This window comes from Oceanibium sediminis (assembly GCF_003265325.1).
Classification (GTDB): Bacteria; Pseudomonadota; Alphaproteobacteria; order Rhodobacterales; family Rhodobacteraceae; genus Halovulum; species Halovulum sediminis.
In genome coordinates this window covers 257,864-277,240 of record NZ_QGNX01000003.1, presented here as the reverse complement: position 1 = coordinate 277,240, position 19,377 = coordinate 257,864, and the positions used below count along the sequence as shown (strand labels likewise).

Annotated in this window: 18 protein-coding genes; 8 read left to right on the top strand and 10 right to left on the bottom strand. The window is 68.0% G+C overall.

All coding sequences use genetic code 11. From position 1 onward, the window contains the following. Window positions 1-17: 17 nt before the first annotated feature. The 3 genes from DJ029_RS09790 to mgtE form a co-directional block, all read right to left on the bottom strand. Complete coding sequence (locus DJ029_RS09790; protein WP_112322250.1) at window positions 18-1,271, bottom strand: vWA domain-containing protein; 1,254 nt, start codon at window positions 1,269-1,271, stop codon at window positions 18-20. Between the two features lie 259 nt (window positions 1,272-1,530). Beyond that, window positions 1,531-2,442 carry an AAA family ATPase gene (locus DJ029_RS09785; protein ID WP_232823034.1) on the bottom strand — a complete coding sequence of 304 codons (912 nt, stop codon included), beginning with the start codon at window positions 2,440-2,442 and terminating at the stop codon, window positions 1,531-1,533. Between the two features lie 79 nt (window positions 2,443-2,521). Continuing rightward, window positions 2,522-3,922 carry a magnesium transporter gene (gene mgtE / locus DJ029_RS09780; RefSeq protein ID WP_112322248.1) on the bottom strand — a complete coding sequence of 467 codons (1,401 nt, stop codon included), beginning with the start codon at window positions 3,920-3,922 and terminating at the stop codon, window positions 2,522-2,524. A 103-nt stretch (window positions 3,923-4,025) separates the two neighbouring features. Between mgtE and guaD the strand changes: the two genes are divergently transcribed. Continuing rightward, entirely contained in the window at window positions 4,026-5,309 is a 1,284-nt protein-coding gene (guaD, locus tag DJ029_RS09775) for a guanine deaminase (protein ID WP_112322247.1), read from the top strand. 282 nt (window positions 5,310-5,591) lie between these two features. Here guaD and DJ029_RS09770 read toward each other — a convergent pair whose 3' ends face one another. Further along, the gene (locus DJ029_RS09770; protein WP_112322246.1) at window positions 5,592-6,503 is read right to left on the bottom strand and encodes a pirin family protein; all 912 of its coding nucleotides are present in this window, start codon (window positions 6,501-6,503) and stop codon (window positions 5,592-5,594) included. A gap of 196 nt (window positions 6,504-6,699) precedes the next feature. Between DJ029_RS09770 and DJ029_RS09765 the strand changes: the two genes are divergently transcribed. After that, the gene (locus DJ029_RS09765; protein WP_112322245.1) at window positions 6,700-7,647 is read left to right on the top strand and encodes an NAD(P)-dependent oxidoreductase; all 948 of its coding nucleotides are present in this window, start codon (window positions 6,700-6,702) and stop codon (window positions 7,645-7,647) included. A gap of 122 nt (window positions 7,648-7,769) precedes the next feature. Here the strand turns inward: DJ029_RS09765 and DJ029_RS09760 are convergent, their stop codons facing one another. Further along, a complete protein-coding gene (locus tag DJ029_RS09760; RefSeq protein WP_112322244.1) occupies window positions 7,770-9,107 on the bottom strand; it encodes a pentapeptide repeat-containing protein in 1,338 nt (445 codons plus the stop codon). A gap of 111 nt (window positions 9,108-9,218) precedes the next feature. Here DJ029_RS09760 and DJ029_RS09755 point away from each other — a divergent pair, with 111 nt between their 5' ends. After that, window positions 9,219-9,725, top strand: coding sequence for a hypothetical protein (locus tag DJ029_RS09755; RefSeq protein ID WP_112322243.1), 507 nt, complete (start codon window positions 9,219-9,221; stop codon window positions 9,723-9,725). A 130-nt stretch (window positions 9,726-9,855) separates the two neighbouring features. Here the strand turns inward: DJ029_RS09755 and DJ029_RS09750 are convergent, their stop codons facing one another. The 3 genes from DJ029_RS09750 to DJ029_RS09740 form a co-directional block, all read right to left on the bottom strand. Further along, complete coding sequence (locus DJ029_RS09750) at window positions 9,856-11,286, bottom strand: Glu/Leu/Phe/Val family dehydrogenase (protein ID WP_112322242.1); 1,431 nt, start codon at window positions 11,284-11,286, stop codon at window positions 9,856-9,858. A 105-nt stretch (window positions 11,287-11,391) separates the two neighbouring features. Beyond that, window positions 11,392-13,893, bottom strand: coding sequence for an ATP-dependent helicase HrpB (gene hrpB, locus DJ029_RS09745; RefSeq protein WP_112322241.1), 2,502 nt, complete (start codon window positions 13,891-13,893; stop codon window positions 11,392-11,394). Window positions 13,894-13,973: 80 nt separating this feature from the next. Further along, window positions 13,974-14,711 (bottom strand): DUF3108 domain-containing protein, encoded by a 738-nt coding sequence (locus DJ029_RS09740; RefSeq protein ID WP_157966335.1) that lies wholly within the window; start codon window positions 14,709-14,711, stop codon window positions 13,974-13,976. A gap of 124 nt (window positions 14,712-14,835) precedes the next feature. Between DJ029_RS09740 and meaB the strand changes: the two genes are divergently transcribed. Together meaB and rpmB are read left to right on the top strand one after the other, a co-directional pair. Beyond that, complete coding sequence (gene meaB / locus DJ029_RS09735) at window positions 14,836-15,828, top strand: methylmalonyl Co-A mutase-associated GTPase MeaB (protein ID WP_232823033.1); 993 nt, start codon at window positions 14,836-14,838, stop codon at window positions 15,826-15,828. A 231-nt stretch (window positions 15,829-16,059) separates the two neighbouring features. After that, the gene (rpmB, locus tag DJ029_RS09730; protein WP_112322238.1) at window positions 16,060-16,344 is read left to right on the top strand and encodes a 50S ribosomal protein L28; all 285 of its coding nucleotides are present in this window, start codon (window positions 16,060-16,062) and stop codon (window positions 16,342-16,344) included. A 136-nt stretch (window positions 16,345-16,480) separates the two neighbouring features. Here rpmB and DJ029_RS21735 read toward each other — a convergent pair whose 3' ends face one another. Next, window positions 16,481-16,636 carry a hypothetical protein gene (locus tag DJ029_RS21735; RefSeq protein ID WP_157966334.1) on the bottom strand — a complete coding sequence of 52 codons (156 nt, stop codon included), beginning with the start codon at window positions 16,634-16,636 and terminating at the stop codon, window positions 16,481-16,483. 508 nt (window positions 16,637-17,144) lie between these two features. On the opposite strand from DJ029_RS21735, the gene DJ029_RS09725 reads away from it, so the two are divergent. After that, a complete protein-coding gene (locus DJ029_RS09725; RefSeq protein WP_112322237.1) occupies window positions 17,145-17,639 on the top strand; it encodes a DUF2165 family protein in 495 nt (164 codons plus the stop codon). Window positions 17,640-17,733: 94 nt separating this feature from the next. Here the strand turns inward: DJ029_RS09725 and DJ029_RS09720 are convergent, their stop codons facing one another. Next, complete coding sequence (locus tag DJ029_RS09720) at window positions 17,734-18,444, bottom strand: NAD-dependent deacylase (protein ID WP_112322538.1); 711 nt, start codon at window positions 18,442-18,444, stop codon at window positions 17,734-17,736. A gap of 52 nt (window positions 18,445-18,496) precedes the next feature. Here DJ029_RS09720 and DJ029_RS09715 point away from each other — a divergent pair, with 52 nt between their 5' ends. Continuing rightward, entirely contained in the window at window positions 18,497-18,922 is a 426-nt protein-coding gene (locus tag DJ029_RS09715; protein ID WP_112322236.1) for a hypothetical protein, read from the top strand. Beyond that, window positions 18,919-19,362, top strand: coding sequence for a low molecular weight protein-tyrosine-phosphatase (locus DJ029_RS09710; RefSeq protein ID WP_112322235.1), 444 nt, complete (start codon window positions 18,919-18,921; stop codon window positions 19,360-19,362). The genes DJ029_RS09715 and DJ029_RS09710 overlap by 4 nt, the downstream gene beginning before the upstream one ends. The last annotated feature ends 15 nt before the right edge of the window (window positions 19,363-19,377 follow it).

Below are 19,377 nucleotides of genomic sequence, written 5' to 3'. Positions count from 1 at the left end.
GGCGGCGAAAGGGGGGCTCAGGTCGCCAGCATCCGCATCAGCCGCGCCTTTTCGCCCGCATCGTCAGCCTTGGTCAGCGCCGCCGACAGCGCCTCCAGCGAGGCGACGGAATGCCCGGCGCGGAAACTGTCGCAATGGGGCAGCAGCGCGCGCACGCCGCGCGCCTTCGGCTGAAACCCGTCCCAGCGCAGCAAGGGGTTGATCCAGATCAGCTTTTTCGCGGACAGGTGCATCCGCTCGGCCTCCGCCTCCAGCAGGGCGGGGTCCTCGCGGTCCAGCCCGTCGGTGATCAGCAGGACGACCGCGCCCTGCCCCAGCACCCGGCGCGACCAGTCGCGGTTGAACGCGTGCAGGCAGGCCCCGATCCGCGTGCCCCCCTCCCAGTCCTGCGCCTCCGCCCCGGCGGCGGCCAGCGCGGCATCCACGTCGCGCGCCTGCAAATGCCGGGTGATGTTGGTCAGCCGCGTGCCGAAGGTGAAGGCATGCACCTTCGCCCAGCCCGCGCCCTTGGCGTTCGCGGCGGCATGCAGGAAATGCAGCAGCATCCGGCTGTAGGCCGACATCGAGCCCGAGATATCGCAGATCGCCACCAGGTTCGGATACCGCACCCGCCGCGCACGCCGCTGCAACATGCGCACATCCCCGCCCGAGCGCAGCGCGGCGCGCATCGTGCCGCGCCAGTCCGCCACCTGCCCCCGCGCCGAGGCCCGCGTGCGGCGGGTCGCGATGGGCTTCACCGGCAGGGACAGCCGCGCGATGGCACGCCGGGCCTGCGCCGCCTCCTCTGCGGTCATCTGCTCGAAATCGGTCTGGCGCAGCCGCTCTTCCAGCGAAAAGGACAGGCTGGCGTCGAACTCGACCTCCTCTTCCTGAACCTCCGGCGCTTCGGGGCGCTCTGGCACCTCCTGGTCCAGCAACGCCTCGGCGGCGCGCCGTTCCGCCGCGCGGGGGGCGGGGGGCGGGTTCGCGCCGCGCACCATGGGCGAGAGCAGCGCCATCATGTGCTCCAGGAACTGCGGGTCGCGCCAGTACAGGCGAAAGATCTGGGCAAAGACCTCACGATGCTCGGGGCGGGAGCAGAAACACGCCTCCAGCGTGGCGTAGAAGTCGCGCTTGCGGGTGAAGCCGGCCACCTCCACCGCGCGGATCGCATCCACCACGCGCCCCGGCCCGACGGGCAGGCCCGCGCGGCGCAGGGCGCGGGCGAAATGGGTGATGTTCTCGGCCAGCCGCCCATCCTCGGGCACCGGCAAGTCTGCTGCGTCCGCCATTCCCGGCCCCCTCAGGGATTCGGACGGGTCAAGGATCGCCGCAGGCGACCCCGGCCTCGCCGGGGCATGTCCTTGACGCGTCCGAATCCCGACCAACCCTTGCACTGGCGCCTTGAGGGGCGGATCGCCCCCTCAAGCGCCTCCCCAGCAAATCCGCGAAGCCGCCACAGGCGCAACTCCGGCCCACCCATCCCCGCCCCCGGGGCGCGGCGGGCGGGCGGGTGGGGCCGTGCCCCGGGGGCGCGCGCCAGGGGCGCGCTCATACCGGCTCCAGCGCGGCGTTCGCATCGCCCAGCAACCGCTTGATTTCCGAGCCCTGCAGTTTCGCGATATCGTCCTGGTATTTCAGCAACGCGCCCAGCGTGTCCGCGATTACCGCCGGGCTCATCTCCACCGTGTCCAGCGCGACCAGGCATTTCGCCCAGTCGATGGTTTCCGCCACGCCCGGCTTCTTGAACAGGTCCTCCTTGCGCAGCCGCTGCACGAAAGCCACGACCTGCCGGCTCAACTCTTCCCGCGCCTCGGGGGCGCGGGACTGCACGATCTGCATCTCCCGCTCGAAACCGGGGTAGTCGACCCAGTGATACAGGCAGCGCCGCTTCAGCGCGTCATGCACCTCCCGCGTGCGGTTGGAGGTCAGGATCACGATCGGCGGCTCCGGCGCGCGGATCGTGCCAAGCTCGGGGATCGTCACCTGGAAATCGCTCAGCGCCTCCAGCAGGAACGCCTCGAAGGGCTCGTCGGTGCGGTCCAGCTCGTCGATCAGCAGCACGGGCGCACCACCATCCTGCGGGCTCATCGCCTCAAGCAGGGGACGGCGGATCAGGAAACGGTCGGAAAAGACCTCGTCCGTCAGCGTCTCGCGGTCGGTGCCCTCCACCGCCTCGGCGGTGCGGATCGCCACCATCTGTGCTGCGAAATTCCACTCGTAAACGGCCGAGGACGCGTCCAGCCCCTCATAGCACTGCAACCGGATCAGCCGTCGGCCCAGTGCGGCGGCCAGGGTCTTGGCGATCTCGGTCTTGCCGACGCCGGCCTCGCCCTCAAGGAACAGGGGCCGGCCAAGCTTCAGCGCCAGGAACACTACCGTGGACAGGCCCCGGGACGAAACATAGCCCGATCCGGCGAGCAGGGCTTCGGTGGCGTCGATGCTTTCGGGCAGGCGTGTCACGGGGCGGCGCTCCTCTTTCACTCGATTCCACATGACGGGGCGGCGGGGCCAAGGTCAACCCCGCGCCCCTTGGGCAGGCTCAAACCAACAGCAGCCCTGCCAGCCCGAGGAAGACGAAGAAGCCCACCACGTCCGTCACCGTGGTCACGAAGGTGCCCGAGGCAAGCGCGGGATCCGCCCCGGCCTTTTCCAGTGCAATCGGGATCAGGATGCCCGCCAGCCCCGCCACCAGCAGGTTCACCACCATCGCCACCGCCAGCACCACCCCCAGCATGGGCGAGCCGAACCAGATCACGCCCACGATGCCGATCACCACCGCGAAAGCGATGCCGTTGCCAAGCCCCACCAGCGCCTCGCGCCGGATGATGCGCATGGCGTTGGCCCGGGTGATGTCGCGGGTCGCCAGAGCGCGCACCGCCACGGTCAGCGTCTGCGTCGCCGCGTTCCCCCCCATTGAGGCAATGATCGGCATTAGCACCGCCAGCGCCACGATGGCCTGGATCGTCGCCTCGAACAGGCCAATCACCACGCTCGCCAGGATCGCCGTCGCCAGGTTCACCGCCAGCCAAGGGAAACGCGCGCGCGCCGTGTCCCAGACGCTGTCGCTCAGTTCCTCGTCTCCAAGGCCGGCGAGGCGCTTCATGTCCTCCTCGGCCTCGTCCTCCAGGATCTCCATCGCGTCGTCGATGGTGATGACGCCGACAAGCCGCCCGTCGCCGTCCACCACCGGGGCAGAGATCAGGTGATACTGGTTGAAGGCATAGGCGACGTCCTCTTCCTTCTGGTCCACCGGGATCAGTTTGGGGTCGGTGTCGGCGATATCCAGCAGCTTCACCTCGCGCCGGTGGGCCATGATGGTGCCCAGCGGCACGGTGCCAACGACGTGGTGGCGCGCGTCCACCAGGATCACCTTGTAGAAATCCTCTGGCAGGTCCTCATGCGCGCGCATGTAGTCGATGGCCTCGCCCACGGTCCAATGCGGCGGGGCGGTCACCATCTCGCGGCTCATCAGGCGGCCGGCGGTGTCTTCCTCGTACTGGAGGCTGGCTTCGACGGCGACCCGGTCCGCATCGTCCAGGCTTTCGAGGATCTGGCTCTTTTGCGCCTCTTCCATGTCCTCGATCAGGTAGACGACGTCGTCGGTCTCCATCTCGGACACGGCGCTGGCCAGAAGGTCGTCGTCGATCAGCTCCAGGATCTGGTCGCGCACCCCCTCCTCGAGTTCGTAGAGGAACGAGCCGTCGAACCTGTCGCCCCAGACCCGGATCAGCGCTTCGCGCTCATTCGCGCTGATCTGCTCCAGAAGGTCGGCTAGGTCGGCCCCGTGCAACCGCTCCAGCAGTTCCACCAGGCGGTCCTTGTCGCCCGCCTCCACGGCGGCGAGGATCGCCTCGACAAGGGCGGCGTTCAGCTCATAGGCGTCCTCCCGCTCCGGGTCGCTTTCGAAACGCTCCTCCGGACCGGTTCCCGTATCGGACATCAGCTCTCCCTTTCCCTGGACGCCGCGGCGGGTCATAAGACCCGGTAAAGGCGCAGAACGCCCCCCGCTTATTGCGCCCTAGGGATATAGAACGATGACAGCGATGCAACAGACACTTCACCTAGGCCAGACCCTCAGCTTTGACGGCAACCCGTTCCACGACGGTTTCGCCGCCGCCCGGCACGAGGCGGACGGCGCCGTGCTGGTCGAAGACGGGCGGATCCAGGCCGTGGGCCCCGCGGCGGCACTGAAAGCGGCCCACCCCGAGGCGGCGCGCATCGACCACGGCGATCACCTGATCCTGCCCGGTTTCATCGACGCGCATGCCCATTATTCCCAGACCGCGATCATCGCGAGTTGGGGCAAACGGCTGATCGACTGGCTGAACACCTATACCTTCCCCGAGGAAATGCGCTTCGCCGATCCGGCCTACGCCACCGCCGTGGCCGAGACGTACCTCGACCTCAACCTCTCCAACGGGATCACCACGGCGGCGTGCTACTGTACCATCCACCCCGAAAGCGTGGACGCGCTGATGTCTGCGGCCGAAAGGCGCGGCATGGCAATGGTCGCGGGCAAGGTGATGATGGACCGCAACGCGCCAGAGGGGCTGCGTGACACGGCGCAGTCGGCCTATGACGACAGCAAGGCGCTGATCGAGCGCTGGCACGGCAAGGGGCGGCTTACCTACGCGATCACCCCGCGTTTCGCGCCCACCTCGACGCCGTCGCAACTGGCCGCCGCCGGGGCGCTGTTCGCCGAACACCCCGATTGCGCGATGCAGACCCACCTTTCCGAACAGCACGAGGAAATCGCCTGGGTGCAGGAGCTGTATCCGGAATCGCGCGACTACCTCGACGTCTACGAGTCCCACGGGCTGACCGGGCCGGGGGCGGTGATGGGCCACACGATCCACCTGTCGGACCGGGAATGGGACGCGCTGAAGGACAGCGGCAGCGGCATCGCGCATTGCCCCACCTCGAATACCTTCATCGGCTCGGGCCTGTTCGACATGAAGCGCGCGCAATCCCTGGGCATCTCCACGGGGCTGGCCACGGACGTGGGCGGCGGCTCCAGCTTCTCCATGCTGCGCACCATGGCGACCGCCTACGAGGTGTCGCAACTTCGCGGCACCGCGCTGCACCCGGCGGAACTGGTCTGGCTCGCCACCGCCGGCAGCGCCGAGGTCCTGCGGCTCGAGCATGACATCGGCCGCCTCGCGCCGGGACAGATGGCGGACATGATCACGCTCGACCTCGCCTCGACCCCGGTGATCGCCCAGCGCATGGGGCGCGCCAGCGACATTTGGGAAGCGCTTTTCGCCACCATCATGCTCGGCGACGACCGCGCCATCGCGAAAACCTACATCGCCGGCGCGCCCGCCTGACCCGTAACCGCCGGACACCCCGGCGATACCCCCTGGCGATTCGGGCCCGGGTCAAGGATCGCGGGCCTGCCCGCGACCACGCCGCAGGCGGGGCTCGTCCTTGACGCGGGGCCGACTCGCACGAACCCTCGTCCTGGCGCTCTGAGGGCAGACCTGCCCCTCAGACGCCTCCCCAGCATATACACCCCTTGCAAATCCACCCAGCGCCCGCGGCAGAGCGCCAAAGGCAAAGCCCGGGGGCTCGATGCCCCCGGGCTTTGCCCCACCCCCAACGGCAGGGGCCTAGTGCTGTGACTTGATGAACGTCCCGTTCTGCAAGTCGCGCATCGCCTGCATCAGCTCGGCGCGCGTGTTCATCACGATCGGCCCGTGCCAGGCCACCGGCTCCTGGATGGGGCGGCCGGACACCAGCAGGAAGCGCACCCCCTCGGGCCCCGCCTGCACCGAGATCTCGTCACCCCAGTCAAAGCGCACCAACGTGCGGTTGCCCGACATATCGCGGATGTTCAGTTCCTCGCCCGCGAACTCCTTCTCCACGCGCACGCCCACCGGCGCGCTCGCGTCCCGGAAGTTGCCCTGCCCGGCAAAGACATAGGCAAAGGCGTTCGCCCGCGTGTCCACCTTAAGCCGCCGCTTCACGTTCGGCGGGATCGAGACGTCGAGCATCATCGGGTTCGCCGCGATCCCGTCCACCGGGCCCTTCTTGCCCCAGAACTCGCCGGTGATCACCTTCACCCTCGTGCCGTCATCCTCGATCACATCGGGAATGTCGCTGCCGGTGATGTCCTGGTAACGCGGGTCCACCATCTTCTGCGCCGAGGGCAGGTTCGCCCACAGCTGGAAGCCGTGCATCTGGCCCTTGGCGTTCCCGCTCGGCATTTCCTGGTGCATGATCCCCGAGCCTGCGGTCATCCACTGGACCGAGCCGGGACCAAGGCGCCCGCGGTTGCCCAGGGAGTCGCCGTGCTCCACCTCGCCCTCAAGCACGTAGGTGATCGTCTCGATCCCCCGGTGGGGGTGCCAGGGGAACCCCTTCTTGTAGAGCGCCGGGTCGTCGTTGCGGAAATCGTCGAGCAGCAGGAACGGGTCGCTCTCGGCCGGGTCGCCGAAGCCGAAGACCCGATGCAGGTGCACCCCGGCACCCTCCATCGTCGGCTGCGCGAGGGTTTCTGACTTCACTGGACGGAAAGACATGACATGCCTCCTTTCAAGACCGTTTGAAGCACATATGGCCGTTTCGGCGCGCCGATCAAATGCCTTCGCCTACACAGACTGACGCCGTTTCAGAAACAACGCCTGTCTCACCCGGGCGAGGCAGCGTCGCTTTCAGCCCCGACAGGGGGCCGCGCAGCCGGCACCTTGGGGCGGATTCAAAAGACAGGACAATAACATGAAGACTGGATTCATCGGCCTCGGCAACGTCGGCGCGAAGCTCGCCGGGTCGCTGCTGCGCAACGGCACCCCCCTGATGGTGCGCGACCTGGACCGAAACGCCGCCGCCCCCCTTTTGGCCGCCGGGGCGACCTGGGCCGACAGCCCCGCCGCCATGGCCGCGGCCTGCGACGTGGTGATCACCTGCCTGCCCAGCCCCGCCGCCTCCGCCGCCGTGCTCGAAGAGCCGGGCGGGCTGCTCGAAACCCTTGGCCCCGGCAAGATCTGGGCCGAGATGTCCACCACCGACGCGGCCGAGGTGACGCGCCTTGGCGCCCTCGTCACCGCCACCGGCGCATCCGCCCTGGACTGCCCCGTTTCGGGCGGCTGCCACCGCGCGGCCACCGGCAACATCGCCATCTTCGCGGGGGGCGAGCGGGCGGCCTTCGACACCCTTCTGCCACTCCTGACCCGCATGGGCCGCCGCGTGCTGCACACCGGCCCGCTCGGCAGCGCCTCGACGCTGAAGGTGATAACCAACTACCTGGCCACCGCCAACCTGATCGCCGTGACCGAGGCGCTGACCGTCGCCGCCGCCACCGGCCAGGACCTCGCCACCGCATACGAGGCGATCCGCATCTCCTCGGGCAACAGCTTCGTGCACGAGACCGAAAGCCAGGTGATCCTGAACGGCTCACGCGACATCAGCTTCACCATGGACCTTGTCCTGAAGGACATCGGCCTGTTCCAGACCCTGGCCGAGCGCGCAAGCGTGCCCGTCGAACTGAACCCGAAGATGATCGAGATCTTCGAGGACGCCCAGGCCCGCTACGGCCCCCGCGAATGGTCCCCCAATATCATAAAGCGGTTGGAGGAGGCGACGGGCCTGACCGTCCTGGCCGAGGGTTTTCCGCCCGAACTGGTGGACGACGAACCCGAGGAACCGGGGGCAGAAGTGCGCCGCTGAGGGCGCTTTCAAGTGCAAAGGTCAGGCCCCGACCGCGGGCGGAGGGAAAAGCCCCCGCCCATGGGGCGGTCGGGGGCTGACCGGGGCAAACCCGGGTCGGTCCGGCGAGTCAGCGTGGGGGCCTATTTTATACCAAGCGAGGCCTTGTGGGCGAGCCATTCTTCATAAAAGCCTTCCATGTAATCGGCCTTTGACCAATGCGCCGGGGCTTTTACCCCGTCGGGCAGCTTGGTTTTCGTCTGATGACCGAAAGCTTCCGCCAATTGATTATCGATCTCCAATTGATCGAACTCGACCGTGGAAAGGTCGCACCAGAGCGCCGCACCTCGAAGTTCAGCGCCTATGATGTTCGCATCCCGCAAATCTGCCTTGCTCAAGTTTGCCCCTGTTAGCTGCGAAATGGCAAATACTGCCCCTTGCAACTGCGCGCCGACAAAGTTTGCCCCTTGTAAACGCGCAAAGGAAAGGTCTGCTCCCTGTAATTCCGCACTTGTCAGGTTAGCTCCTTGGAGCCGCGCTGAGCCAAAATCGGCTCCTTGCAACTGCGCATGTCTCAAGTTCGCTCCTTGCATCAGCACATTATACAAATGGGCTCCCTGTACTTTTGCACGGCTAAGGTTCGCCCCCCGTAATTTCGCGCCTTTCAGAAGCGCACCCTGAAGACGCGCCATAAATAGCTCCGCCTCTACAATGCCCTTATCATTCAAAACGATGCGCTGTAGGTTAGCGCCCGTAAGGTCCGGGCGATTTGTCCTATCATTTCGGTCTTTCGGCAATGCGTAGATCGGCCGTCGGTTCAGCACCGCCAGCGCCGCCTGTACATCTGCCTTATTCGCAGGTGCATCTGCTGGCACCGCCTTTTTCCAAGCTTCACCAACCGCACGCCCCCACTCCCCAAGGTCAGCGAAATCCTCCCGCTGGGGCAACTCCTCCTCCGCCAACTGCACCGGCTTCCCGCAATTCTCCCGTACATAAGCGCTCAGCGTTTCAATGATCGGCCCCGCGTCGCGCTTGCTGTCGTGCATCACCCGCTCAAGGGCATAGATCGCGCCCAGCCGCACCTCGATGTTGCGCTCCGTCTCCTTGACGCCGTCCTTTTCAACCACCTTGTCCGCGCCAAGCTGCTCCACCGCGCGGGTGAACAACTCCGTGTAATGGCTCTGCTGGTTGATATTGACCTGGCGGCTCTGCTCGACAACGCGCCAGATCACGAAGGGCGCGCCCAGAAACGCGACAAAGATCAGGGCGGCGGTCCGCGCCTTGCTGAAACGCGCTTCGCAATCCTCGGCGAGGTCGCAGTCCGCCCCCCAAGCCGTCCATATCTCCAAGCCCAGCACCGCAAGCCCGGCAACGAAACCAACCACGGCCACAAGAAACACAAGCGGGACCAGCACGGCGGCGATATCCGCGCAAACCCGGCGCACCTGCTCTGAAGCCAGCACCGCTTTCCAATCCCTCATCCCTCAAATCCCCTGAAACAATACTTTCGCAGCAATACCCCGAACCCTGCCCGGCCCCCGCCCGGCGCACAAGCCCTTCCCATGGCGCGCCGAACCCGTTAGACGCGATTCATGACAGATCCCGAAGAAGAGCCCATCGCCGTCCTCAGCGTCTCCGCCCCGCGCAGGGTGTTCTCGGCGCTGGTGCAGGGGGGGCTGGGGGTGCTGCTTATCAGTCTCGGGCTCAGCTTGCCCGAACCCTCGCTGGCCGCGACCGGCGCGCTGCTGATCTTCGGGCTCGGGGCGCTCTACCTCACCTACCGGATGTACCGCGCCACGGCGCGCGACATCATCCTGACCCGACAGGAATTGCGCGATAGCACCGGCGAACTGATCGCCCCGCTGGAGCAGATCGCCTCCGTCGACAAGGGGTTCTTCGCCTTCAAGCCCTCGAACGGCTTCTTGCTGCGCCTCGCGGAACCCGCGCCCCGCGCCTGGGTGCCCGGCGTGTGGTGGCGCATGGGCACGCGCGTGGGCATCGGCGGCGCGACCAACGGCAAGGCCGCGCGCGACATGGCCGACATCATCACCATCCTGAAGGCAGACCCGGATGCGGGCCGCCCACCAGCGGACGCCTGACCTCCAAAGTCCGAAAATATCCCGGGGAGCGCGAGGGGCTGGCCCCTCGCTCCTGCCGCTGCCCCGGTCCCGGACACCGGGCAGGCAGAGGAACCGCCTGCCGCCCCGCGGGGACGGCAGGCGCGCGCTTTTACAGGCCCTTGGACTGGTAGCTCAGCGCCACCCGCCCGATGGAGACGAGGTAGGCCGCCACCCGCAGGTCCGCCACGTCCTGGCGTTCGCGCCAGACCTCGCGCATCGCCTGGTAGGCGCCGCGCATCGTGTCATCCAGCCCCGAGCGGACAAGCTCCAGCTCGCCCGCGCCGCGCAGGTATTTCTTCTTGAAGTCGTCACTCAGCGTCCAGGGCACGTCGCGCTGCTTGGACAGGCGTTCCAGCTCGTCCACGATCAGCAGGTGGCGCGCCTCTTCCTGGCGGCGCTGCATGCGCCCGAAGCGGATGTGGCTCAGGTTCTTGACCCACTCGAAGTAGCTGACCGTCACCCCGCCCGCGTTGGCGTACATGTCGGGAATGATGATGCAGCCGTTGCCGCGCAGGATCTCGTCCGCGCCGGCGGTGACGGGGCCGTTCGCGGCCTCGATGATCATCTTGGCCTGGATCCGCTCGGCGTTGGACAGGTTGATGACCCCCTCCATCGCCGCCGGGATCAGAATATCGCAGGGATATTCCAGCACCTCGGCGCCCACGTCGACGAAGGTGCCCCCCTCGAAGCCGCGCACGCCGCCGGTTTCCGTGATGTGCAGCTTCAGAAGCTCGATGTTCAGGCCCTTTTCGTTGACCACCGCGCCGTCGCGCTCGATCACGCCGGTGATCAGCGCGCCGTCTTCCTCGGACAGGAACTTCGCGGCGTGGTAGCCCACGTTGCCGAGGCCCTGCACGATGATCCGCTTGCCGTCGAGCGTGCCGTCCATGCGCGCTTCCTTGACGTCCTCGTCATGGCGGAAGAATTCCTGCAGCGCGTATTGCACGCCGCGGCCCGTCGCCTCGGTCCGGCCCTGGATGCCGCCGGCATGGGTCGGCTTGCCGGTAACACAGGCGGCGGAGTTGATGTCGGTGGTGTTCATGCGCCGGAACTGGTCGGCGATCCAGGCCATCTCACGCTCGCCCGTGCCCATGTCCGGGGCGGGGACGTTCTGCGCGGGGTTGATCAGGTCGCGCTTGATCAGCTCATAGGCGAAGCGGCGGGTGATCATCTCCAGCTCGTGGGGCTCCCACTCGCGCGGGTCGATGCACAGCCCACCCTTGGAGCCGCCGAAAGGCGTTTCCACCAGCGCGCATTTGAACGTCATCAGCGCGGCCAGCGCCTCCACTTCGTCCTGGTTGACGGACGTCGCGTAGCGGATGCCCCCCTTCACCGGTTCCATGTGCTCGGAGTGGACCGAGCGGTAGCCCGTGAACGTGTGCAACTCACCCCGCAGACGGACCCCGAAGCGCACCGTATAGGTGGCGTTGCAGACGCGGATCTTCTCCTTGAGTCCGGGCGGTAGCTCCATCAGGTTGGCGGCCCGGTTGAACATCATGTCAACGGATTGACGGAACGACGGCTCATTCGCACGCTGCATTATTCTAGTCCCTCCACAGGAAACTGTTGTCGTTGCGCGGGCAGCCTAACAGCCCTGTTGCGCAACGGACAGGGGATTTCCTGCCCACTTGTCGCGATATCGGTTTCAGGTGCCGCGGGGCTTGGCGCGCCGGGTTGGCGGGGCGCTTGCAGGGTCTTCGGGCCATGGGTGGCGGGGGTAGCGCCCGCGCATGTCCTTGCGCACGTCGGCGTAGCTGCTGCGCCAGAATCCCGGCAAGTCCGAGGTGGTCTGGACAGGCTTTCCGCCGGGCGAGAGCAGCGTTATCTGCAACGGCACCCGGTCCGGTCCGACGACGGGGTGGCGGTCCAGGCCGAACAGCTCCTGCAGGCGCACCTCCACGGCCGGTTGCTCGCCGCTGTAGTCGATGCGCAGCGAACTGCCCGTGGGCGCGGTGAAGCGCGCGGGCACCGTGTCGCCCAGGGTGCGCGCGGCGAGTCCGAGCATCGCCTCCAGCGGCCCGTGCAGGTCCAGCGCGCGCACGTCCGAGAAGCTGCTCATGCCGCTCAGCCAGGGGGCCAGCCAGTCCTCCAGCCCCGCCAGCAGCGCCGCGTCGGACACGTCGGGCATTTCCGCGCCCAGTTTCGCGGCCCAGCCGATGCGCCCGCGCAGGGCGGTGGCGGGCTTGCTCCAGTTCAGCGCGGCAAGGCCAAGGTCGCGCACGCCCTCAAGGAAGGCGGGGATTCGTTCCGCATCCCCCGCGCCGGACCATGTGACGCTACGCAGCACCAGCGCGCCGAAGGCTTCCTCTTCCCGCGCCTCCACGGTGCGGGTGCGGCGCGACCAGCGGCACAGGCGGCGGGTTTCGATGCGCCCGGCGAAAAGGTCGCGCAGCTCCGCCTCGCTGACGGTCACGGTGCGGCGGATACGCGCCTCGCTGCGCACCCCGTCGAGGTCGAGCGCCACCAGCAGGCGCTGGGTGGCGAGCGGGTCATTGTCCGCCAGGTGCGCGCCGCTGCCCCCCGACAGCAGGTAGCGCGGCGCATCGCCCGCGCGGCGCAGGGCGATGCGGTCGGGATAGGCCAGCGCCGCCGCCGCACCGGGGGACAGGGCCGCCTCCGGCCCGGCGGCGCGGGCCAGGCGTTTTGCCTCGCGCGCGATATCGGAAAGGCGGCCCCGCTCCAGCCGGTAGGGATGCTCGGCCGCAAAGCGCTTGGGATCGCGCAGCGCCGCCAGCCGAAGGCCCAGGTCCGAAGGCGCGTTCGCCAGCGGATCGCGCGCCTCCAGCAGCGCGGCGATGGGCGCGGCGGACGGGCCGGCGGCCAGAAGCATCGCGGCCAGGCGCGGATGCGCGGGCACCTTGCCCATGGCCCGGCCAAGATCGCTGAGACGGCCCGAGGCATCCAGCGCGCCAAGGTCCTGAAGTAGGCTGCGCGCCGCCGCGTAGGCCCCCGGCGCGGGCTGGGTCAGGAACGGCAGCGCGGTGGGATCCGGCGCGCCCCAGAGGGCAAGGTCCAGCGCCAGCGGGACAAGGTCGGCCACCTCGATCTCTGCCGGGGGGAAGGCAGCCAGCGCGCCCTCCTCCCCCTTGGTCCAAAGGCGATAGCACACGCCCGGGCCGACGCGCCCCGCGCGGCCCTGCCGCTGGGTCGCCTCCGCACGGGTCACACGCTCGGTCACAAGGCGGCTCATGCCGGTGGCGGGGTCCAGCCGCGCGCGCCGCGCACGGCCCGCGTCCACCACCACCCGCACACCGGGCAATGTCAGCGAGGTTTCGGCGATCGCCGTCGCCAGCACCACCTTGCGCCGCCCCTGTGCCGGGGCCAGCGCGGCGCGCTGCGCGGCAAAGGGCAAGCCGCCGTGCAGGGGCAGCACCTCTGCCTTCGGCGACAGGCGGGCGGCCACCGCGCCGATTTCGCGCTGGCCGGGCAGAAACGCCAGGATGTCGCCCTCAGGCTCCTCAGCCGCGGCGCGGGCGATGAGGTCCGCCGCCGCCGCCTCGAACGCGCGCCCGGTCATGGTGCCGGGGCCGAGGGGCGTGTCCAGCCAGCGGGTTTCCACCGGAAACCCCTGCCCTTCCGAGGTGACGATCGGCGCGCCCAGCAGCGCCGCCACCGGCCCCGCGTCCAGCGTGGCCGACATCACGACCAGCGCCAGGTCGTCGCGCAGCGCGCCGCGGATTTCCTGCACCAGCGCCAGGCCCAGGTCCGCCTGCAAGGCGCGTTCGTGGAATTCGTCGAAGATGACGCAGCCGATCCCCTCCAGCGACGGGTCGGACTGGATCATCCGCGTCAGGATGCCTTCGGTGATCACCTCGATCCGCGCGCCGGGGCGGCTGTCGCCGCGCATCCGGTAGCCGACGTCGCCGCCCACCTCCTGCCCGCTCAACTGCGCAAGGCGCTCCGCCGCCGCGCGGGCCGCGACGCGGCGCGGCTCCAACATCAGGATGCGCCCCTCGATCCCGCCTGCCGCCAGCAGCGCCAGCGGTACTGTCGTGGTCTTGCCCGCGCCGGGCGGGGCCTGCAACACGCACAGGCGCGACTCGCGTACCGCCGCGCAGACCTGCCCCAGCACGGGGGCAATCGGCAGCCCCTTCGCCGCCGGGATCACCGTGCTGTCCTGATATGTGCCCTCTGGCCTGCCGCCCATCGCCGCCCCGCTTCGCTTTGCCCAAAGGGATAGGCAAGCGGCGCGCCGATGGCCAGAGCCGCCAGCGTACCGCCGTGCGGCTACTGGCGGCGGCGGACGACCGCGCGGCCGATGATGCTGTCCAGCTCGAAGCTTTCGACGACCATTCTGCCGCCCACCTCGCGGTAGGTGATGGTGAAGGGGAAATCCTTCTGCTCCGCAAGCTGCTTGGGCGAATAGCCCGCGACCCGGACATAGCGCCCGTCACAGGTGAACCGGTCCCCGGAGGGCTTGCGCTGCCCAAGATCCAGGCGGCTGCGCCGCTGCCCGTCGTAGACCAGGATCGAGCGTCCGCAGGCCTGGCCTGAGGGCATGTCCTGCAACATCGCCCAGGTGGCGCTGATCGGGTCCAGCGCGCCGCCTTGGTCAGAGGGGTCGATATCGCGGGCCCGCTCCTTGCGGGGCGGCCGCCAGTCGACCGAGGTGGGCACGCCGCCGTCGTAAAGAATCGTCACCTCGCGCCGGCGGCTGCTTTCCTGCACGCCGTCATAGCGCACGGGCTGCAAGCGCCCCGCCCCCAGCACCCGCCCGGAGGTGGTGCCCCCGTTGTAGAAATTGGTGATCGCGCCGACCAGCCCGCGCCCTTCCACCTGGCCCACGGCGGTATAGCGCCCGCCCTCGACGTTCACGGCGATTTCCAGCCGCGCCGCCTTCAGGCCGGCCAGGCTGACGTCATAGACCTGGCGCTGCTCTGCCGCAGCGGCCACACCGGCAGCCGCCAGCATCGCCGCACCGCCCAGCATCGCCCGACCACTGATGAACCGCCTGAATATTCGCATTTCTGCCCGCTCCCGCTGGTTTCGCCCCCGGCTTCTGGACAGCCGGGGCGTTTCGGTCAACATAGGGCCAAACCCTGCCACAGGGCAGATCCAATGCCCACACGCCCTCGTGAGGTTGATCACTTTGAGCGACACAATCGAAATACTTGCGGCTCAAGTCGCCTTTGGCAACCGCCGTGCCTTGGCCAAGGCGATCACGCTGATCGAATCCCGCCGCGCTGCCGACCGCACAAAGGCCGAATCCCTTCTGGCCGCCCTGCCGAAACCCGAAACGCCCGCGCTGCGCCTGGGGCTGTCGGGCACGCCGGGGGTGGGCAAATCCACCTTCATCGAAGCGCTTGGCCTCATGCTGGTCGAGGCGGGGCACAAGGTGGCCGTGCTGGCGGTGGACCCGTCCTCTGCCCGCTCGGGCGGCTCGATCCTCGGGGACAAGACCCGGATGGAGCAGCTGTCCCGCAGCCCGCAGGCATTCATCCGCCCCTCCCCCGCGCAGACCCAGCTTGGCGGCGTCGCGCGCCGCACCCGCGAGGCGATCCGCCTAGTCGAAGCGGCGGGCCATGACATCGTGCTGGTGGAAACCGTGGGCGTCGGCCAGTCCGAAACGCTGGTGGCGGAGATGACCGATATCTTCGTGCTGCTGCTCGCGCCCGCGGCGGGCGACGAGTTGCAGGGCGTGAAGCGCGGCATCATGGAAATGGCCGACGTGCTGCTGGTCAACAAGGCGGACGGCGCGCTGAAACCCCAGGCCGAGTCGACCCGCGCCGATTACGCCGGCGCGCTCGGCCTGATGCGCCCCCGCCCCGACGACCCCAAGGGCTACCCGGCCGCGCGCACCCTGTCCGCCCAGACGGGCGAGGGGCTGAGCGAAGCCTGGGACACGATCATGACGCTTGCCACCGCGCGGCTGTCGAGCGGCGCGCTGATCGCCCGCCGCGCCGAGCAGAACCGCACCTGGTTCCGCGAGGAGCTGACGGGACAGTTCCTCGACCATGTCCAAAACCTGCCAGCGATGAAAAGCGCCATCAGCGACATCGAGGCCAGCGTCGTCAGCGGCGCGCTGCCCCCCTCGGCCGCGGCGCGCAAGGTGATCGAAAGCGTGTTCGGCGAAACCGGCTGAGGCGCTGCCAGGGCACGGTCTGCGCCCCGGATGCGCCCGGATGCGCTCTCTGCGGGCCATTCCCCTTGACGCCCGCGCCAAAGCCCCCTAAAGACCGGGCTTCGAGATTTCGGGCACCCCTGCGGTCTGCCCCCTGCCCCCGTGGCTTCTGCAACACCCGTGCCCCCGCGGCACCTGATACGAACCCTGGCCCAAAGCCCTTTTAGGCCGATGAAACGAAGGACCCCGCCGATGGCCCGTCGCTGTGAACTGACCGGTAAAGGCGTAATGGTTGGCAACAATGTCAGCCACGCCAACAACAAGACCCGGCGCCGCTTTCTGCCGAACCTGAACGAAGTGACCATGATCAGCGATTCGCTGGGCCGGTCGTTCAAGTTCAAGATTTCCGCCGCAGCGCTGCGCACGGTGGATCACCGTGGCGGGCTGGACGCGTTCCTCGCCAAGGCGAAGGACGAAGACCTGTCGCCCCGCGCGCTGTCCGTGAAGAAAGAGATCGCCCGCGCCGCTGAAGCGTGAGCGACTGACCACAGGCCTGCCTCGGCGATCGCCGGCAGAAACCAAGGTCACCAATTTAAAACGGCCTCCACATCGGTGGGGGCCGTTTTCTTTTGTGCAGGTGGGCCGAGCGGACCCACCCCTCCGCTTGACGCGCTCAGTCCTCACAGTTTTCCGACACCGCCGCGCCCCAGGCCAGGTAGCGTTCCACGAATGCCGCGTTCGCCGGGCGGTCGCTGTCGGCCAGCTTCTGGAACACCTCCGGGTCGGCGATGATCTTCGCCGCCTGCACCTGCTCCTTCGGGCTGAGCATCAGCACCGCCAGGGCAGCGGCACACGAACAGCTCAGATCCCCGGGCGAGCGGTCGGAGGACAGGCACGCCTCCAACGCCGGACCGGCGGCCAGCGCGGGGCAAAAGCAAAGGTGAGGGGCAGGGTCAGGGCAAAGGTCAGGGTGCGCAATTCGGGAAGGCTTTCAAAGGCGGACTGTAACGGCCCGCACATTGCCACGGGCGGTCCGACGGGAACAAGGGACAACGAAATCTCAGCCGGATCCCGCCTTGGCATATGGGCGCTTCGCAGGCCCGGCGCGCAAACCCCGTCACCGAGTTCCGGCGTCATCCTGAAGCCGGACCCGGCGGCCGACCCCGACCGCCCAGCTGTCAGATATTGCAATCGGGTCAGATAGTTGTACGAGTGCGCCGAGCTGGAAATCCTCCGGCTTCGGCAGCAATGCCGTTTTGGACTAATGTCGCTTTGCCGTCTGGGTCAATCCAATCTGCACCGAAGCAGAACCTCTAATCTCGAAAGGAAAATGCGACATGACTGTTCGCCTTTGCAAAATCATCATGGTGCTGGGACTGGCGTTTTTCGCGTTCCTCGTGACCTTCAACAACGTCACGGATTACCAGTCGAACTTCAACTTCGTCCAACACGTACTGAGCATGGACACGACGTTTGAAGGCAACGCCGCCATGTACCGTGCGATCACCTCGCCGACCCTGTGGCACGCGGGCTACTGGATAATCATCCTGGGCGAAGGACTGACCTCTCTCGCCTTCCTGATCGCCGGCCTGAAGATGCTGTCCGCCCGCGGCGCCAGCGCGCAGGAGTTCCAGCGCGCGAAAAGCTGGACCGCAATCGGCGCCACGCTCGGGTTCCTGGTCTGGTTCGTCGGCTTCATGACGGTCGGTGCCGAATGGTTCCTGATGTGGCAGTCGCAAATCTGGAACGGGCAGCAGGCCGCATTCCGGTTCTACATCACCATTCTGGCCGTTCTCATCTTCGTCATGCAACGGGACGAAGACACGGTCTGATAATACCCTAGCGAAACTGCCCGCACCGGGTCGCCCTGCGGCGGTCCGGTGCGGCACATCGGCGACGCCCGACCTTGGGACAGGTGCAACGTCTTCACACGTCGCCCCCAAGCCGGGCACCCGCCACAAGCCCGGCCACCCAGGCGGGGACCGTTTCGCTCGCCGGGCCCAGGATCGCGCGTTGAAACGCCCCGGCGCGGGCGGAAGGTTCCAGGTTCAGCTCCACCGTTTCCGCCCCCGCCATCCGGGCCAGCTCCACGAAACCGGCCGCCGGGTACACCTCGCCCGAGGTGCCGATCGCGGCGAACAGATCCGCCTCGGCCAGCGCGTCCTCGATCCGCTCCATGTGGTAGGGCATTTCTCCGAACCAGACGACATCGGGGCGCAGGGCGGCGGCGTTGCAGGCGGTGCAGCGGTCCGCAACCCGCATCACCTCCGCCGCCATGGCCCGCGCCCCGCAGGCGGCGCAGAGGCTGCGGCGCAGCTCTCCGTGCATGTGGATCACGTCGCCTGAGCCTGCCTGCTCGTGCAGATCGTCGATGTTCTGGGTCACCAGCGTCAGGTCCACCGCTTCGCCCAGCACCGCAAGCGCCTTGTGCGCGGCATGGGGCGCAGCCCCGGCCAGGTTGGCGCGGCGCGCGTTGTAGAAGTCCAGCACCTTTGCGGGATCGGCGGCGAACCCCTCGGGTGTCGCCACTTCGGCCAGGTCGTATTGCGACCAGATCCCGCCACGGTCGCGAAACGTGCCAAGCCCGCTTTCCGCCGAGATCCCGGCCCCCGTCAGGACCACCACCTTTTGACGCATCATCCCCTGCCCTCGCATGTTATCCTGCCTCCAAACTATCGGAGGGACGAAGATGCGAACACCCCTGCACCTGTGGTTCGTCGGCGTGCTGGCGCTGGTATGGTACGGCTTCGGCGCGCTGGACTACGTGCTGACGCAGACCGCCAACCCCGACTACGTCGCCAACATGCCAGAGGGGATGCTGGCCCATATTCAGGCCTACCCCCGGTGGGTGGACGCGGTCTGGGCCCTGGCGGTCTGGCTGCCGGTGGCCGGAGCGCTGCTCATGCTGGTGAAAAGCCGGCTGGCGGCCACACTCTTCGGCCTCGACATTCCGCTGATCGTCGCGGCGGGGGTCTACAACTACCTTCTCGCCAGCCCGCCGCTGCAGGCGATTGCGGGCAATGGCATCATCGTGTTCTGGGCCGTGGTCCTGGTCATCGCGATCGGCCTGTGGCTTTACGCCCGGACCCAGGCGCAGCGCGGGGTGCTTGAATGACGCGGGTCCTGTTCGTCTGCCTCGGCAACATCTGCCGCTCGCCCGCTGCAGAGGCGGTGGTGCGCGCCAAGGCCGCCTCGGCCGGTGTTTCGCTGGACCTGGACAGTTGCGGCACCGGGGACTGGCACATCGGCAAGCCGCCCTACCCGCCGATGATCGCGGCGGCCGGGGCGCGGGGCTATGACCTCAGGCCTTTGCGCGCGCGCCGCCTGGTGCCGGGGGACCTGGACCGGTTTGACCATATCGTGGCGATGGACCGGGCGAACCTCGACGATATCCGCGCCATGGGGGACGGGCGCGCGCGGGTGTCCCTGATGATGGAGCACGCGCCGGACAAGGGACTGGACGAGGTGCCGGACCCGTATTTCACGGGGGACTACGACGAAGCGCTCGACCTGATCGAACGTGCAGCCGACGGGCTGATCGCCGTCCTGCGTTAACGTCGGCGCAGCGGC

Bases quoted from the DNA above. Each gene is read 5' to 3' on its own strand.
- DJ029_RS09790 (WP_112322250.1), bottom strand. From the start codon at position 1,271: ATGGCGGACGCAGCAGACTTGCCGGTGCCCGAGGATGGGCGGCTGGCC.
- mgtE (WP_112322248.1), bottom strand. From the start codon at position 3,922: ATGTCCGATACGGGAACCGGTCCGGAGGAGCGTTTCGAAAGCGACCCG.
- guaD (WP_112322247.1), top strand. From the start codon at position 4,026: ATGCAACAGACACTTCACCTAGGCCAGACCCTCAGCTTTGACGGCAAC.
- DJ029_RS09770 (WP_112322246.1), bottom strand. From the start codon at position 6,503: ATGTCTTTCCGTCCAGTGAAGTCAGAAACCCTCGCGCAGCCGACGATG.
- DJ029_RS09765 (WP_112322245.1), top strand. From the start codon at position 6,700: ATGAAGACTGGATTCATCGGCCTCGGCAACGTCGGCGCGAAGCTCGCC.
- DJ029_RS09760 (WP_112322244.1), bottom strand. From the start codon at position 9,107: ATGAGGGATTGGAAAGCGGTGCTGGCTTCAGAGCAGGTGCGCCGGGTT.
- DJ029_RS09755 (WP_112322243.1), top strand. From the start codon at position 9,219: ATGACAGATCCCGAAGAAGAGCCCATCGCCGTCCTCAGCGTCTCCGCC.
- DJ029_RS09750 (WP_112322242.1), bottom strand. From the start codon at position 11,286: ATGCAGCGTGCGAATGAGCCGTCGTTCCGTCAATCCGTTGACATGATG.
- hrpB (WP_112322241.1), bottom strand. From the start codon at position 13,893: ATGGGCGGCAGGCCAGAGGGCACATATCAGGACAGCACGGTGATCCCG.
- DJ029_RS09740 (WP_157966335.1), bottom strand. From the start codon at position 14,711: ATGCGAATATTCAGGCGGTTCATCAGTGGTCGGGCGATGCTGGGCGGT.
- rpmB (WP_112322238.1), top strand. From the start codon at position 16,060: ATGGCCCGTCGCTGTGAACTGACCGGTAAAGGCGTAATGGTTGGCAAC.
- DJ029_RS21735 (WP_157966334.1), bottom strand. From the start codon at position 16,636: ATGCTCAGCCCGAAGGAGCAGGTGCAGGCGGCGAAGATCATCGCCGAC.
- DJ029_RS09725 (WP_112322237.1), top strand. From the start codon at position 17,145: ATGACTGTTCGCCTTTGCAAAATCATCATGGTGCTGGGACTGGCGTTT.
- DJ029_RS09720 (WP_112322538.1), bottom strand. From the start codon at position 18,444: ATGCGTCAAAAGGTGGTGGTCCTGACGGGGGCCGGGATCTCGGCGGAA.
- DJ029_RS09715 (WP_112322236.1), top strand. From the start codon at position 18,497: ATGCGAACACCCCTGCACCTGTGGTTCGTCGGCGTGCTGGCGCTGGTA.
- DJ029_RS09710 (WP_112322235.1), top strand. From the start codon at position 18,919: ATGACGCGGGTCCTGTTCGTCTGCCTCGGCAACATCTGCCGCTCGCCC.